We start from the raw sequence: 16,015 nt of genomic DNA on the forward strand, positions 1-16,015 counted from the left end.
CTTGGGGTGCTTCTCCATCAGGGTACGGCCAACCCGGCCGGGAACGTTGAGCTGCATCAAGTCGGGCTACGCACCCGCCGCGGCGGACTTTCCTCGCTTGACCTGCATCAAATCGAGTGGCGATGCCGAGATTAAGCTGAACTTCAGACGTCATCACAATCAGCGGAGTCCGCCATGCGTGCCCATCAGATCATGACCCGGTCGGTCATCTCGGTTACCCCCGACACCAGCATCGTCGAGGCGGCAAACATCATGCTGAAGCGGCATGTCAGCGGTCTCACGGTCGTGGATGATGCCGGCAAGCTGGTCGGCGTAGTCTCGGAAGGCGACTTCATCCGCCGCAGCGAAATCGGAACGGGACGCAAACGCGGGCGCTGGCTGCGGTTCATTCTGGGATCCGGCAAATCGGCCAGCGATTTCGTCCACGAGCACGGCCGCAAGGTCTCGGAGGTGATGACCTCTTCACCGGTGACCATCACCGAGGATACGGCGCTTGCCGAGATCGTCGATCTCATGGAACGGAACAATGTGAAGCGTCTGCCGGTGATCCGCGGCGACAAAATCGTCGGCATCGTGTCGCGGGCGAACCTGCTCCAGGCGGTGGCGGACCTCGCCCGAGACGTACCCGACCCGACCGCGGACGACGATCACATTCGCAGCCGCATCATCGATACCATGGAGAAGAACGAGTGGTGCCCGTTTGGGCTGAACGTCATCGTCCGTGACGGCATCGTTCATCTCAGCGGCGTCATCACCGAGGAGCGCGCGCGACAGGCCGCGGTCGTCGCAGCGGAGAACGTCAGCGGCGTGAAGAAGGTGCACGACCATCTTTGCTGGGTCGACACCATGTCAGGAATATACCTGAACTCGCCCGAGGACGATGACCTCGCCAAAGCAAGCTGACCAGGCAAGCTGACCAAGCCAAGCTGAGCGCGCACCGACCGCAGTTCAGCGCGGGATGACGGCGGTGGCTTCGATTTCGACGCGCGCCGCTTTCTCGACGAGGCGGACGACCTGAACCAGCGCCATCGCCGGGTAGTGCGCGCCGAAGATGGTGCGATAGGCCTTGCCGAGCTCTTTCAGGTTCGTCAGGTACTCGTCCATGTCGACGACGTACCAGGTCAGGCGCACCAGATGCTCGGGCTGCGCACCGGCCTCCGCGAGGATCGCGGCGATGTTGCCTAGCGTTTGGCGCACCTGCGCGACAAAACCCTCCGCGAGACGCTCCTCGGCATCCCAGCCGATGACGCCGCCAGTGACGACGATGCGTCCCTCGGCGGCCATGCCGTTGGCATAGCCTTTCGGCACCGGCCAACCGGACGGCTGGAGCACCTGCGCCCTGGCGCAGGTTTCATCCTCGGCTGCTGTCGGCAGCACCGCGAGATGCGGGCCTTTCGGCGTCGTTACGGACAATTCTCTATCCTTCTCTCATCCCGCCGCGACGCCGGAGGAGGTCACCGCGGTCTGCGCCAGTTGCCGCAGGGCAAAGCGCTTTAGTTTGCCGGTCTCGGTCTTCGGCAGTTGCGTCACGAACTCGATCGCGCGCGGATATTTGTACGGCGCGATCTCGCGTTTGACATGCTCCTGCAACGCAGCCACGAGCCCGGCGTCCGGCGTTACGCCCGGCGCGGCAACGACATAGGCCTTCACGATCATGCCGCGCGCCTCGTCCGGCGCGCCGACGACCCCGCACTCGACGACGGACGGATGCGTGAGCAGCGCCGCCTCGACGTCCGTGCCTGCGATGTTGTAGCCGGCCGACACGATCATGTCGTCCGAGCGTGACTGGTACCAGAAATAGCCCTCGCTATCCATCAGATAGGTGTCGCCCGTGATGTTCCAGCCGTTCTGGACGTATTTGCGCTGCCGCTCGTCGGCGAGATAGCGGCATCCGGTCGGCCCGCGCACGGCAAGCCGTCCCATCACGCCCGGCGGAACGTCATTGCCGGAATCATCGACGATCTTCGCTTCATACCCCGGCACCGGCTTGCCCGTCGCACCGGGGCGGATCTCGTCCTCGGTCGCGCTGATGAAGATGTGCAGCAACTCGGTCGAGCCGATGCCGTCCATCAGCTTGATGCCGGTCGCCTTCAGCCAGGCATCGAATGTCGGCTTCGGCAGCGTCTCGCCGGCGGACACGCATTTGCGAAGCGAGGAAATATCACGGCCCGGAAGCTTGGCAATCATCGCCCGGTACGCGGTCGGCGCGGTGAAACAGACCGTGGTCTTGTACTGCTCGATCGCACTCAGAATCTCGTCGGGCGCCGTCTTCTCCAGAACGACGAAGGAGGCGCCGATGTGCATCGGAAACAGCACGCCGCCGAAGCCAAACGTGAAGGCGAGCGGTGCCGAGCCGACGAAGCGATCGTTCTGCTCCGCGCGCAGGATGTTGCGCGCATAGCCATCGCAGACCGCCAGCATGTCACGGTGGAAATGCATGGTGCCCTTGGGATCGCCGGTCGTGCCCGACGTGAAGGCGATCAGGCAGACGTCGTCGGAGGCGGTATCGACAGCTTTGAAGTCCGGACTTGCATCCCCCATCAGCGCCTCGAGCGAGTCGCCGGCGCCGTTGCCCCAATAGACTACGCGCTTGAGGCCGGGGGCTGCGGCTTTCGCCTTCTCCACTTCGTCGGCGAGCTTGCCGTCGCAGAGCGCGAGTGTGATCTCGGCCTTCTGGATCGGATAGGACAGCTCCTTGGCACGCAACAGCGGCATCGTCGCGACGACGATGCCACCGGCCTTGATCACCGCGAGATAGGTCGCGACCATCATCGGATTGTTGGCCGAGCGCAGTAGCACGCGCCCGCCGGTGACGAGACCAAGCTTGCCGACCAGCACATTGGCGATACGGTTCACGAGCGTTTGCAGCTCACGATAGGTGTAGCTGACGGCCGGGCTGATCACGCAGGGAGCGTCGCCATGTCCCTGTTCGACCCAGCGGTCGAGGAAGTAGCTGACGCAGTTGAGGCGGGGCGGATATTGCAGTTCCGGTCGCGTGAAGACGAATTCCGGCCAGAGCTCGGGTGGCGGAAGATACTGCCGCGCGAACGTATCGACATGGGCTGTCGCGGCATTGTCGTCATGCGAGCCCGAGACTTGAACCTTGGCGGCGTTGGCCATCGCACGCTCCTTTCAGCATGGAAAGCACCCGGCAGCACTAACTTGGAAACATTTTAGGCTTAAAGCAATTTCGTGCAATAGCGGATTTTGGGCATCCGTGCTTTTTCGGGCGGCAAATGGGATGGATGGGCACGTCAGCCGCGGACTAGGCCCGGCGGCGACCGGCCGATTTCTGCGCCGATGCCTTGGTCTTGGCGAGCAGCCGCATCAATTCGCGCACCTCCTTCGGCGTCAGGTCGGCGAAGAGATCGGCGATCCAGGTCTCGTGTTCCGCGGCCATTCTGCGAAATTCGGCGCGACCGAGTTTGGTCAGCCGGATCACCTGGACGCGGCGGTCCGTCTCCGACGTGCGGCGGTCGAGATGACCGGATTCCACGAGGCGCTCGACGAGACCGGTTACGTTGCCGTTCGACACCATCATGCGCTTGGAAACGTCGGACAGCGTCATGCCGTCGGGTGCCTTGTCGAGCTGCGCCATCAGGTCGAAACGGGGCAATGTGACGTCGAAGCGCTGCCGCAACCGGCCGCGGACCTCGCCCTCGATCAGGGTCGTGCAGGTCAAGAGGCGTAGCCACAGCCGAAGCTCCTCGGCGTGATCCTCCGGAGTTTCGACGGCCTTGGTCTCGGAATCGAGCATGTTGATGCAGTCACTCACGGCCTAGCATTGGCGCCCGGCACGGATTCCCAACATTTTCAGCTTCAAATAAATCGAAGCCGGCTGCAAGCCTAAAGCCGCAACAATCGACCGCATGCCGATTTCTTTAGGCTTCAAATAATTGGCGCGCCGCTTGCATGCACCGCTGCCCGCAGATGACGACGCTTTGAGCTCGCTTGCCGCGGCAGCAATCATCGGCATAAACTTGGATTGGAGTAGCGGCTTGCAACGCAAGTCCTGTTGTCACGGGGGAGAGATCATGAAGACGCAAATGACGTTGGCCGCAGCCGCCTTGCTGCTTGGCACCGCGGTGAGCCCTTCCCTCGCCCAGGAGAAAATCAAGCTGGGTGTGATCGTAACCCTCTCGGGACCCGCCGCCGCGCTCGGCCAACAGGTTCGCGACGGCTTTGCGCTCGGGGTCAAGGATCTTGGCGGCAAGATGGGCGGCCGCGATGTCGAGGTCGTCGTGGTCGACGACGAATTGAAGCCGGACGCAGGGGTCACCAAGGTCAAGGGCCTTCTGGAGCGCGACAAGGTCGACTTCGTGGTCGGTCCGATCTTCTCGAACATCCTCCAGGCGATTCACCGGCCGGTCACGGAATCGAAGACCTTCCTGATCAGCCCCAATGCCGGCCCGTCGACGTTTGCCGGCAAGGACTGCAACCCGTTCTTCTATGTGACCTCGTATCAGAACGATCAGGTGCACGAGATCCTCGGCAAGGTCGCGCAGGATCGCGGCTACAAGCGCATGTATCTGATGGTGCCGAATTATCAGGCCGGCAAGGACTCGGTCGCCGGCTTCAAGCTCGACTACAAGGGCGAGATCGTCGAGGAATCCTACATGCCGCTGAACACGCTGGACTTCCAGCCGGAGCTTTCCAAGATTTCATCGCAGAAGCCGGATGCGCTCTTCACGTTCATGCCCGGCGGCCTCGGGGTCAATCTCGTCAAGCAATACCGGCAGGCCGGCCTTGCCGACAGCATTCCGGTGCTCTCGGCTTTCACGGTGGATGAATCGACCTTGCCGGCGCAGCAGGACGCCGCAGTCGGCATGTTCGGCGGCGCGAACTGGGCGCCCAATCTCGACAATCCCCAGAACAAGAAGTTCGTCGCCGCCTACGAGGCCGCCTATAACGGCGTGCCGGGCACCTACGCCTTCCAGGCGTATGATGCCGCGATGCTGATCGACAGCGCCGTCAAGGCCGTGAAGGGCGACCTCTCCAACAAGGACGCGGTCGCGGCCGCTCTGAAAAAGGCCGACTTCACCTCGCTGCGCGGCGCCTTCAAGTTCAACACCAACGGCTATCCGATCCAGGATTTCTACCTTACCAAAGTCGCCAAGCGCGCGGACGGCAAGTTCCAGACCGAGATCGTCCAGAAAGTCTTTGAGAATTACGGCGACCGCTACGCCAAGGACTGCAAGGCGGCGAACTAAGCCGCAGGTCGCGTCGAGGGAGGATCACAATGAAGAGCGAAATCACCGGCATCACACGGGCCAATGAGGGAATCCAGGGCATCTCCTGGAACATCCTCGGCCAGACCTATGTGCCGAAGAGCAATACGGAGCACAGCTTCTCCTGGCATGCGACGCTGCCGCCGGGCACGTTCGTGCCGCCGCACATTCATCCGGACCAGGATGAATATCTCTACATGCTGGAGGGCAAGCTCGATTTCATGCTCGGCAATTCCGAGTCACAGGCGACCGCGGGCGACCTGATCCGGCTCGGCATGGGCGTGCCGCACGGCATCTTCAACAAATCGGAGCAAACGGCGAAGGTGCTGTTCTGGGTGTCACCGACACGCAAGCTGTTCGACCTGTTCTGGGGCCTTCACAACATGAAGGAACAGAAGCCCGAGGACGTGGTGGCGATGGCGGCCGAGTTCAACATCCACTTCCTGCCGCCGCCTCCCGGCGGCTAGCTTCAGGCGCGCACCGCCGCAAGTCCCGGCACTGCGGCGAAGCCGGCCTTGGTGGCATAGCCGCGCACGATCGCCTCACGCTGAGAATAGCTCAGCACGTTGTCGATATTGTCGAAACCATCAGGCGCGAGCTGCTCGACGGCGTCGATGACGCCCTCGGGGCCGCCGCGCCGGTTGGAGCGGACGATGTCCGCAGTCATGGGCAGGCGCTTCTTCTCGTATTCAAGCAAGGCTTGGCGCGGGTGCTCGGCGCGCACCAGCGCGTCGGCGAGGCAGCGCGCATCGAGGATGGCCTGCGAGGCACCATTGGAGCCAACCGGATACATCGGATGCGCGGCATCGCCGAGCAGCGTGACTCTGCCCGATGACCAATAGGGCAATGGATCGCGGTCGCAGGTCGGATATTCGTAGAACTCGGGCGTGGCCGAGATCAGGCTCTTCACATCGACGTAAGGCACCGAGAAGCGCGCCACATGCGGCATCAACTCCTCGCGCCGGCCCGGCCGCGACCAGTCTTCCTTCCGGGGCGGCGGGGCATTGCCCTCGCCGACCTTCACCAGCACCGCCCAATTGGTGAGACGGCTCGCCGGGCTCGATCCCTCCGCGATCGGATAGATCACCACCTTGGCGTTGAGGCCGCCGGCGACGATCATCGATTTGCCGGTGAGGAATAGCGGCCAATCCCGCGCACCGCGCCATAGCATCAGTCCGTTCCAGCATGGCGGCCCCTCGCCCGGGAACAGCGTGTCACGGACCCGCGAATGGATGCCGTCAGCACCAATCAGGATGTCGCCGCGCGCGGTATGGATGTGCGCGCCAGCGCGATCGAAGAAGTAAGCGGTGACGCCGGCCTCGTCCTGCGTGAAGGCACCGAGGCGGCAGCCGGTGTGGATGGCCTCCGGCCCGAGCCGCTCCTCGACAGCCCGATGGATGACGCCCTGAAGGCGGCCGCGGTGGATCGAGAATTGCGGCACATCGTGGCCGGCGTCGATACCGCGGGCCTCGCGCCAGACTTCCTGGCCATGGCGGTTGAGGTAATAGAGCTGGTCGGTGCGGATCGCGACATCGTCAAGCTGCTGGAGCAGACCAAGGCCCGCCAGCTCGCGCATGGCATGGGGCAGCGTGTTGATGCCGACGCCAAGCTCGCGGATGGTGTCGGACTGCTCGAAGATCTCGCAAGCCAGGCCCCGCGAGCGCAGCATCAATGCGGTGGTGAGACCACCGATACCGCCACCGACGATAATCGCCTTCATCGCCCTCACTCCACTCGGTACACACCAGGCAACGGGCTAAATTCGCACGGGCGGTCACTCCGCCGCAAGCGGCTTTGTCGCCTCCGCCTTGAGCTCGGCCCGGGTCTTGGGCTTAGCCTTAATTCTCAGCTCCTCGAGATCCTGCCGGTCGCGCACGCTGTTGCGGAAAATCTGATCTTTTCCGGGAAGATATTGCGGCGGGCAGAACGCGTCGTCCGCCCCGTACCAGGCCGCCGCCCGCATGGTGAAGGAGGGATCGACCAGATGCGGCCGCCCGAGCGCGACGAGGTCCGCCCGGCCGGCAGCCAGGATGGTGTTGGCCTGGTCCGCCGTCGTGATGTTGCCGACGCACATCGTGGCCACGCGCGCCTCATTGCGGACCTGGTCGGAGAACGGCGTCTGGAACATGCGCCCATAGATCGGCTGCGCATCGCGCACGGTCTGCCCGGTCGAGACGTCGACGAGATCGACGCCGGCTTCGGCAAACGCGCGCGCGATCGCCACCGCATCATCGCCGCCGATGCCACCCTCGGCCCAGTCGGTCGCGGAAATGCGCACCGACATCGGCTTACGCGACGGCCACGCGGCCCGCAGCGCCTCGAAGATTTCGAGCGGGAAGCGCAGGCGGTTTTTCAGCGAGCCGCCATACTCATCCGTGCGGGTGTTCGTCAGCGGCGAGATGAAGCTCGCAAGCAGATAGCCGTGGGCGCAGTGCAGTTCGAGCATGTCGAAGCCACAGCGTTCGCCGCGCTCGGCCGCCGCGACGAAAGCATCTCTCACCGCGTTCATGCCGGCCCGATCGAGCTCGCGCGGAACCTGGCTGTCGGGGAAATAGGGCAGCGGAGACGCCGAAAACACCTCCCAGCCGCCCTCCTCGAGCGGACGATCCATGCCGTCCCACATCAGCTTGGTCGCACCCTTGCGCCCGGCGTGCCCCAGCTGCAGGCAGATTTTTGCGGCTGAATTGGCATGGACGAAATCAACGATGCGTCGCCAGGACGCCTCCTGCTCGTCGTTCCACAGTCCTGTGCAGCCGGGCGTGATGCGGGCCTCGCGGGCGACGCAGGTCATCTCCGTGAAGATCAGGCCGGCGCCGCCGATCGCGCGCGATCCATAATGCACCAGGTGGAAATCGGTCGGCACGCCCTCCTTCGCCGAATACATGCACATCGGCGACACCACGGCGCGATTGGCGATCTCCATCTCACGCAGCCGGAAGGGCTGGAACAGCGGCACCATCGGCTTTTCGGTGTCGACGTCGAAACCGCTGTCACGAACACGCTTGGCAAACGATCTTTCGACCTCCGCCACGAAGTCAGGAGCGCGGAGTTTCAGATTGTCATAGGTGATCGCCTTCGAGCGCGTCATCACGCCGAAGGCAAACTGCACGGGATCGAAATCCCAGAAGCGGTCGACATGCTCGAACCAGACCAGCGAGACGTCAGCGGCGTGCTGCGTCTTCTCGACCTCTTCGCGGCGGCCGTGCTCGTAGACGTCCAGCGCCGCCTTGATGCTGGGCGCCTTCTCCATCGCCTCTGCCAGCGCGATCGCGTCTTCCATCGCGAGCTTGGTGCCCGAGCCGATCGAGAAATGCGCGCTCGCCTTGGCGTCCCCGAGCAGAACCATGTTGTCCTTGACCCAGCGCTTGCTGCGGATCATCGGGAAGTTGCGCCACGTCGAGCGGTTGGTGAGCAGTTGGTGCCCATCGAGGAACCAGCCGAAGATCTCGGCCATTCGCGTAGCCGACTGGGTCTCGTTCAGCCCTGTGAGTCCGGCGCGTTCGAACGTGTCGGGATCGGTCTCGAAAATCCAGGTCGAGTGCCCGGCTTCATATTGATAGGCATGGGCGATGAACGGTCCCCACTCCGTCTCCTGGAAGATGAAGGTGAAGGCATCCAGCGGCTTGGTCGAACCCATCCAGGCGAACTTGTTGGCACGGAGATCGACCTCCGGCGCGAAATGATCGACGTATCTATCGCGAAAGCGGCTGTTGATGCCGTCCGCGACCAGGATCAGATCGGCGTCGGCGAAGCGTGATTCGTCCTCGACGTCCGCTTCGAAGTTCAGGACGACCCCCAGTTCGCGCGCGCGCGCCTGCAGGATCAGGAGCAGCTTTTGCCGCGAGCAGCCACAAAAGCCGTTGCCACCGACCCGATGGACCGTTCCGCGGAAGTGCACGGCGATGTCGTCCCAATAGGCGAATTCCTGGGTGATGCGGCGGTAGCTGGGAAGGTCGTGCTTCTCGAAATTATCGAGCGTGGCGTCCGAGAACACCACGCCAAAGCCGAAGGTGTCATCGGCGCGGTTGCGCTCGTACACCGTGATCTCAGCGCTCGGCCGCTGCTTCTTCAGCAGGATTGCAGCGTAGAGACCCGCAGGTCCGCCACCGATGATCGCGACTTTCATGGGAGCCTCGCCAATTCGACCCGGCGAAACTATTTTAAGCCTAAAATAATCTCGCGCAAGTCCCCAATGCGACCGGCTGCCGCAAAGCCCGCCCTAGTCGCCCCTGAAGACCGGCTTGACCTTGTTGGCAAAGGCCTCGAAGGCCCGTTCGAAATCGGCCGTTGTCATGCACAGCGCTTGAGCAACGGCTTCCGCCTCGATCGCCTCCTCCACCGACATCGCCCATTCCATGGCCAGCATCCGCTTGGTCATGGTGTTGGCGAAGGTCGGTCCCTCAGCAATCTGCTTGGCCAGTAGCTGTGCCTGGGTCAGCACCTGCTCCGGCGGGACGAGGCGGCTGAAGAAGCCCCAGCGCTCACCCTCCTCCGCAGTCATGAACCGGCCGGTGTAGAGCAACTCGGAAGCGCGGGACTGTCCGATGATCCGCGGCAGGATCGCGCAGGCGCCCATGTCACAACCGGCAAGGCCCACCTTGTTAAAGAGAAATGCAACCTTGGCCCCGCTCGCCGCAAGCCGCATGTCCGACGCCATGGCGATGATCGCGCCAGCGCCTGCGCAGATGCCTTCAACCGCAGCAACGATCGGCTGCGGACAGGCCCGCATCGCCTTGACGAGGTCGCCGGTCATCCGCGTAAACGCCGTCAGCCCCTTGGTGTCCATCTTCACGAGCGGACCGATGATCTCGAACACGTCGCCGCCGGACGAAAAATTGGCACCAGCGCCGGTCATGACGATGGACTTGACCGCATCGTCGAACGCGCAGGCGCGAAAGAAATCGGTGAGTTCGCGATAGCTCTCGAAGGTCAGCGGATTCTTCCGTTCCGGACGATTGAGCGTCACGGTTGCAACACCATCGACGACGGCTAGCAGGAAGTGCTGCGGCGAATAGTCCGAAAGCGGTAAGGTCACGGGATTGGCTGGTCTGCTCATACGATCTCCTTGGCTTTCTTGTTCCGTGCCGGTGCCATGCGCGCTAAATCTCACCACCGGCAACGGCGATCGCCTGCCCGGTGATTGCGCCGGCGCCCTCGCCGCACAGCCAGAGCACGGTATCCGCGACCTGCTGAGGAGAGATCAATCGTCCCTGTGGATTATGCTTTGCGAGCTCGGCAATGGCCTGCTCGCGGCTACGCCCCGTCTTTTTCATGATGTTCTCGATGCTGCCGGCGACGAGATCTGTGTCGGTGAAACCGGGACACACTGCGTTGATGGTCACATTGCTGCCAGCCATCTCGAGTGCGAGGGACCGCACGAGACCGACCACAGCGTGCTTGGCCGCGGTGTACGCGCTGACATAGGCATATCCCTTGAGCCCCGCCGTCGACGCGATCGCGACGATACGGCCATAGGGGCGATCTTTCATCCCGGGCAGCACAGCGCTGACAGCATGGACCACGCCCATGAAATTGACATCCATCATGCGCGCGAACAGGGCGCTGTCGGATTTGGAGAACGGCGCGGACTCGGCGCTTCCCGCGTTGGCGATCAGAATATCGATCGGCTGGCGTGCACTCGCTTCGCCGATGGCGGCTTTCAATGAGGTTTCGTCCGAGACGTCGGCGACGGCCGCAAAATGCGCTGCTCCTGCATTGACAGCTTCTTCAAGCCTCGCAGCGTTCCGCCCAAGAACGGTCACAGACGCACCGGCCTCGACGAGCGCTGCTGCGATCGCGCGACCGATGCCGCGACCGCCACCGGTCACCAGCGCGTGCGGCGAATGCGGTAATCCGGACATGCGCTGGCTTCCTTGCATTCTGCTGATCGCTCTTCTCGATATATTTTAACCTTCAAACTTTTGCAAACGAGGCTCGCTCGCCCTTAAGAACAACCGCACACCGAAGAGCGGCCCGAAAATTGCTTTAAGTATAAAATTATCGCTTCCCATCCCTCACAGGCCTGTTAGCATCGAAGGGCCAAGCAAAAGGATGTCGCGTGTCGCAGCCTGCGCCAATGATAACAAAGGACGGCCGCTTCGCCTATGAAGCAGCGGGCGATCCGGGCGGGACACCTCTGATTTTCCTGCATGGCATCGGCGGTGCGGCACGGGCGTGGCGGCAGCAGCTTGCCACATTCGGTGGCCGCTTCCACACGATTGCATGGGACATGCCAGGCTATGGCGGATCGGCGCCGCTCGCCAGCGTCAGCATCGCTGCCCTGGCGGATGCGCTTCAGCAATTCATCGAGCAGCTTGGGGCGAGCAAGCCAATTCTGGTGGGCCATTCCATCGGCGGCATGATCGCCCAGAAATGGCTGGTGCAATTCCCAAAACTGGCGCGCGCGGTCGTGCTGGCGCAGACCAGCCCGGCGTTCGGCAAAGCCGACGGCGATTGGCAGAAATCGTTTATCGCCGCACGGCTCGGGCCACTCGATCGCGGCGAAACGATGAAGTCGCTGGCGCCCTCTCTGGTGAAGGAACTGGTGGGCGACGATCCTGATCCCAGGGGAATGGAGCTTGCACGGGAGTGCATGGCAAGAGTGCCCGAGGCGAGCTATCGCGCCATGATGCTGGCCTTGATCGGCTTCGACCAACGCAGCACCCTCAAGGATATTTCCATCCCGACGCTGCTGCTGTCCGGCTCCAAGGACAACAACGCGCCGGCGCCAATGATGGCAAAGACGGCAACCTACATTCCATCTGCCAAGTATGTCGAGTTGGCCGGTGTCGGCCATCTCGCCAACCTGGAGCGCCCCGATGCCTTTGACGAGGCCCTCGGCCGGTTCCTGAACTCCGTCGCGATCAACACGTAGGATGACTGCGCAATGACCATGCAAGTCAGCAAGACCATCGGCGCGACTGACAAGGTCGCGCTGGATGCGCCGATCTTCGATCCCGTCGCATTCCGACTAAGCGACGAGCAGGCCGGCATCATCGCGCGGGCGCGCGAGATCGGCCAGAGCGTATTCGCCGGCCGCGCCGCGACTTACGATCGCGAGGCCATCTTCCCGTCGGAGAATTATCGCGACCTGCATCGCGTCGGCTTGCTCGGCATTGCCGTGCCCAAGAAGCATGGCGGGCTCGGCGCGGATTATCAAACCTATGCTTTGGCGGCAGCCGAAATCGGCCGCTATTGCGGCGCGACTGCGCTCACCTGGAACATGCACGTCTGCTCGACGCTGTGGTCGGGCCCGCTCGCCGACGATCTCGATATGGATACAGAGACCCGCGCCGAGCACGAGGCGCGACGTGCAGTCCACTACAAGCGCATCGTCGAGGACGGCGCGATCTATTCGCAGCCTTTCTCGGAGGGCGGTGCGGCAGCGGCAGGCGGCGTCGCTTTCGGCACGGAAGCACGGCCGGTCGAGGGTGGCTGGATCGTCAACGGCAAGAAGATCTTTGCATCGCTCTCCGGCCATGCCGACTATTACGGCGTTCTCTGCACGGAGATCGAGGAAGGCGAGAAGGCTTCGCGCCGCAATACGCTTTACCTCGCCATCCCCTCGAAATCGGACGGCGTTTCGGTCGTCGGCGACTGGGATCCGCTCGGCATGCGCGGAACGGTCTCGCGCACGCTGCTGTTCAAGGACGTGTTCGTGCCCGCAGATTCAGCGCTGATGCCGCGCGGCGTCTATTTCCAGGCCGCGATGCGCTGGCCGCACATGTTCCTGACGCTGTCGCCGACCTATATGGGCCTTGCTCAAGCCGCCTATGACTTCACCGTGCGATATCTGCGCGGCGAAGTACCGGGCATGCCGCCGGTCAAGCGCAGGATGTATCCGACCAAGCAAATTGCGGTCGCGCAGATGCAGATCAAGCTCGAGCAGATCAAGGCGATCTGGTTCCAGGCAGTCACCGAAGCGCGCGCCAATCCGAGCAAGGAGCAGGTGCTTCGCGCTTATGCCGCACAATATTCGGTGATGGAGGGTGCCAATGAGCTCGCCGCGCTCGCGATCCGTACCTGCGGCGGTCAGGCCATGCTGCGCTCGTTGCCGCTGGAGCGGATCTATCGCGACAGCCGCTGCGGCTCGCTGATGCTGCCCTGGACAGCCGAGCTCTGCCTCGACCGGATCGGGCGCGAGGCGCTGTACGAGGCCGGCGAAACGGACGACTGACGGTGGACCTCTGCAGTCTGATCGATCGCAACGCGGCGTTCGCGCCAGACAAGACAGCCATCGCCTTCGAGGGCGGACGGTTGAGCTATGCGGCATTCGCTGCACGCATCGAGCGGACGGCGGAGACGTTGAAGCAGGAGCTCGGCGTAGGCCGGGGCGACCGCGTTGCGATCCTCAGCCTGAACCGGCCGGACTATCTGGTTCTGCTCTATGCCTGCGCGCGGCTCGGAGCGATGCTGGTGCCCCTGAACTGGCGGCTCGCTGTCGCCGAGCAGCTTTTCATCCTCAACGATGCCGGCGCCAAGGTCCTGGTGCTCGAGCAGGCATTTGAGGGGGTCCTTGCCGAGCTCGAGGGGACCGCAATCGTCGGGCTCGATTTCGAGCCGCCCCGCGGCATGACGTTCGAAAACCTGTTGGCTCGGAGCCGGGGCATCGGCCGCAACCCGCACACCGATCTCTCCTGTCCGCTCCTCATTGTCTACACATCGGGAACGACCGGACGGCCCAAAGGCGCGGTGCTGCGCCAGGAGGCGTTGTTCTGGAACGGCGTCATGAGCCAGCACATGCACAACATGACGTCCGATGACCATGTGCTGACGCTGCTGCCGTTCTTCCACGTCGGCGGCCTCAACATCCAGACCACGGCAGCAATCCAGCTGGGCGCGACGGTCACGGTTCACGCACGCTTCACGCCGGACACCGCGCTTGCAGCCATCGAACGGGAACGCCCGACCTTGACCGTGATGGTGCCGGCGATCATCCAGGCGGTGAGCGAGCATCCCGCCTGGCCCACGACCGACCTTTCGTCACTCAAAGCCGTCGCGACCGGCTCGACCATCGTGCCGCCGCATCTGATCGACCGCTTCGTCGCGCGCGGCGTCCCGGTGCTTCAGGTCTACGGCTCAACGGAAACATGCCCCATTGCAGTCTACACCCGGCTTGGTGGCGATCTCTCGCGCGCGGGGTCGACCGGACTTGCCGGCCTGTGCTGCGAAGCGAAAGTGATTGATCCCGCCGGCAACGAGGTGCCGGCGGGAGCGCCGGGGGAGATCGCGGTGCGCGGCCCCAACGTGTTCTTCGAATATTGGGGCAATGCGGACGCCACGCGCGATGCGCTGCACGACGGCTGGTATCGTACCGGCGATATCGGCCTGTGCGACGCGGACGGCTATTTCTGGGTGCGCGACCGCAAGAAGAACATGATCATTTCCGGCGGCGAGAACGTCTATCCGGCGGAGGTTGAACGCGTCTTGCTCGAACATCCCGATGTCAGCGAATGCGCCGTGATCGGCCGGCCCGATCCACGCTGGGACGAGGTGCCCGTCGCCTACGTGATCCCGCGAACCGGCTGTCGGCTCGCAGCAGACACGTTGAAAGTTCATCTTCAGGCACAACTCGCCCGCTACAAGGTTCCGCGCGACATCGTTTTCGTCACCGACCTGCCGCGCACCGCGCTAGGCAAAGTCCAGCATTTCCTGCTGAAGCAGCTTGATGCGCAATCGCGCACGCAAGGAGAAGCATCTTGAAGATTGCGGTTCTGGGGGGAGGAAACGGCTCTTTCGCGGCCGCAGGCGATTTTGCGCTGTCGGGACATGAGGTCCGGTTCTGGCGCCGCGACGCGGACCAGGTCGCTGCACATCGCACCGCCGGCTCGCGCATCCTGGTGAAGGATCATAACGGCCGTCACGACGTGAAATTGGCGCTGGTGACGACCAGCATCGCCGAGGCCGTCAACGGCGCAGAGCTGATCCTGTGCCCCGCCCCCGCCTTCGCACAGCCTGATATCGCCCGGCTGCTTGCTCCACATCTGCGGGATGGACAGGTCGTGTTTCTGCCGCCAGCAACGTTCGGCTCGATGGTCTTCGCCCAGGCTGCGCGGGATGCCGGCAACCACGCCAAGGCGTGCTTTGCCGAGACCGGAACCTTGCCCTGGCTGACCCGCAAGCACGGCCCGTTCGAGGTCGCGATCACCATCCGCGCCAAGCGGCTGCCGGTCGGCGTTTTCCCGCTCGATCAGGCGCCGCGCGCCCTTGAGGTGATCGGACAGGCTTTCCCCGGCGCGGTCGAGCCGTGCGGCGATGCTCTTTCGGGTGCGCTGATGAACGCAGGTCCGATTATCCATCCGCCCCTGATCGTGATGAATGCAGGCCCGATCGAGCATTTCGACAAGTGGGACATCCACAAGGAAGGAACGCAAGCCGCGATTCGCCGTGTCACCGACGCGCTCGACGCTGAACGGATTGCCGTGCGTGAGGCGCTCGGATATGGCGCACCGCATTTTCCGCTCGCCCATCACTATGCTAGGGAAGGCGAGGTGTGGATGTACGGCCGCGGCTCGCACGACCGGCTGACCGATTCCGGCGACTGGCGCGAGCGGATCGTGCTGACCGAGCACCGCTACATGAGAGAAGATTTGCGGCTTGGGCTATCGCTGCTGGCCTCAGTCGCCGGCCTGGCGAGCGTGGCTACGCCGCTGGCCAAAGGATTTCTGGCCATCGGTGGCGCAATCTGCGGTGAGGATTTTACGCAAGGCGGCCGAACCCTCGCGACGCTGGGCCTCGGCAATCTCGGCAAGGCCGCTTTGCAGACGCTTCTTCGCAAGGGATTTTGA

At 63.4% G+C, this 16,015-nt stretch carries 15 protein-coding genes; 7 read left to right on the plus strand and 8 right to left on the minus strand.

The window, feature by feature from the left end:
* Positions 1-174: 174 nt before the first annotated feature.
* Positions 175-903 (plus strand): CBS domain-containing protein, encoded by a 729-nt coding sequence (locus BRA1417_RS0131910; protein WP_027519261.1) that lies wholly within the window; start codon positions 175-177, stop codon positions 901-903.
* A gap of 45 nt (positions 904-948) precedes the next feature.
* Here the strand turns inward: BRA1417_RS0131910 and BRA1417_RS0131915 are convergent, their stop codons facing one another.
* From BRA1417_RS0131915 to BRA1417_RS0131930, 4 genes are all read right to left on the minus strand, one after another.
* Positions 949-1,413, minus strand: a complete 465-nt coding sequence (locus tag BRA1417_RS0131915) for a RidA family protein (RefSeq protein ID WP_027519262.1) — start codon at positions 1,411-1,413, stop codon at positions 949-951.
* A gap of 15 nt (positions 1,414-1,428) precedes the next feature.
* Positions 1,429-3,120 (minus strand): benzoate-CoA ligase family protein, encoded by a 1,692-nt coding sequence (locus tag BRA1417_RS0131920; RefSeq protein WP_027519263.1) that lies wholly within the window; start codon positions 3,118-3,120, stop codon positions 1,429-1,431.
* Between the two features lie 145 nt (positions 3,121-3,265).
* Positions 3,266-3,757, minus strand: a complete 492-nt coding sequence (locus BRA1417_RS0131925; protein WP_027519264.1) for a MarR family winged helix-turn-helix transcriptional regulator — start codon at positions 3,755-3,757, stop codon at positions 3,266-3,268.
* Positions 3,758-3,778: 21 nt separating this feature from the next.
* Entirely contained in the window at positions 3,779-3,970 is a 192-nt protein-coding gene (locus BRA1417_RS0131930; protein WP_156949011.1) for a hypothetical protein, read from the minus strand.
* Between the two features lie 64 nt (positions 3,971-4,034).
* Between BRA1417_RS0131930 and BRA1417_RS0131935 the strand changes: the two genes are divergently transcribed.
* Complete coding sequence (locus BRA1417_RS0131935; protein ID WP_027519266.1) at positions 4,035-5,210, plus strand: ABC transporter substrate-binding protein; 1,176 nt, start codon at positions 4,035-4,037, stop codon at positions 5,208-5,210.
* Positions 5,211-5,239: 29 nt separating this feature from the next.
* Entirely contained in the window at positions 5,240-5,695 is a 456-nt protein-coding gene (locus BRA1417_RS0131940) for a cupin domain-containing protein (protein ID WP_007601580.1), read from the plus strand.
* A 2-nt stretch (positions 5,696-5,697) separates the two neighbouring features.
* Here BRA1417_RS0131940 and BRA1417_RS0131945 read toward each other — a convergent pair whose 3' ends face one another.
* The 4 genes from BRA1417_RS0131945 to BRA1417_RS0131960 form a co-directional block, all read right to left on the minus strand.
* Positions 5,698-6,948: a flavin-dependent oxidoreductase gene (locus BRA1417_RS0131945; RefSeq protein ID WP_027519267.1), complete on the minus strand. Its 1,251-nt coding sequence runs from the start codon at positions 6,946-6,948 to the stop codon at positions 5,698-5,700.
* Between the two features lie 54 nt (positions 6,949-7,002).
* Positions 7,003-9,354 carry a bifunctional salicylyl-CoA 5-hydroxylase/oxidoreductase gene (locus BRA1417_RS0131950; RefSeq protein ID WP_027519268.1) on the minus strand — a complete coding sequence of 784 codons (2,352 nt, stop codon included), beginning with the start codon at positions 9,352-9,354 and terminating at the stop codon, positions 7,003-7,005.
* 93 nt (positions 9,355-9,447) lie between these two features.
* Positions 9,448-10,284 carry an enoyl-CoA hydratase family protein gene (locus BRA1417_RS0131955; RefSeq protein WP_027519269.1) on the minus strand — a complete coding sequence of 279 codons (837 nt, stop codon included), beginning with the start codon at positions 10,282-10,284 and terminating at the stop codon, positions 9,448-9,450.
* Between the two features lie 43 nt (positions 10,285-10,327).
* A complete protein-coding gene (locus tag BRA1417_RS0131960; RefSeq protein WP_027519270.1) occupies positions 10,328-11,089 on the minus strand; it encodes an SDR family NAD(P)-dependent oxidoreductase in 762 nt (253 codons plus the stop codon).
* 215 nt (positions 11,090-11,304) lie between these two features.
* Here BRA1417_RS0131960 and BRA1417_RS0131965 point away from each other — a divergent pair, with 215 nt between their 5' ends.
* The 4 genes from BRA1417_RS0131965 to BRA1417_RS0131980 are packed head-to-tail and all read left to right on the plus strand — an operon-like array spanning position 11,305 to position 16,015.
* Entirely contained in the window at positions 11,305-12,102 is a 798-nt protein-coding gene (locus BRA1417_RS0131965; RefSeq protein ID WP_051448423.1) for an alpha/beta fold hydrolase, read from the plus strand.
* A 12-nt stretch (positions 12,103-12,114) separates the two neighbouring features.
* A complete protein-coding gene (locus BRA1417_RS0131970) occupies positions 12,115-13,404 on the plus strand; it encodes an acyl-CoA dehydrogenase family protein (protein WP_027519272.1) in 1,290 nt (429 codons plus the stop codon).
* Between the two features lie 2 nt (positions 13,405-13,406).
* Positions 13,407-14,930, plus strand: a complete 1,524-nt coding sequence (locus BRA1417_RS0131975; RefSeq protein ID WP_027519273.1) for a class I adenylate-forming enzyme family protein — start codon at positions 13,407-13,409, stop codon at positions 14,928-14,930.
* On the plus strand, positions 14,927-16,015 hold the full coding sequence (locus BRA1417_RS0131980; protein ID WP_027519274.1) for an NAD/NADP-dependent octopine/nopaline dehydrogenase family protein: 1,089 nt from the start codon (positions 14,927-14,929) through the stop codon (positions 16,013-16,015). Before BRA1417_RS0131975 ends, BRA1417_RS0131980 begins: the two co-directional genes overlap by 4 nt.

This window comes from Bradyrhizobium sp. WSM1417 (genome assembly GCF_000515415.1).
Classification (GTDB): Bacteria; Pseudomonadota; Alphaproteobacteria; order Rhizobiales; family Xanthobacteraceae; genus Bradyrhizobium.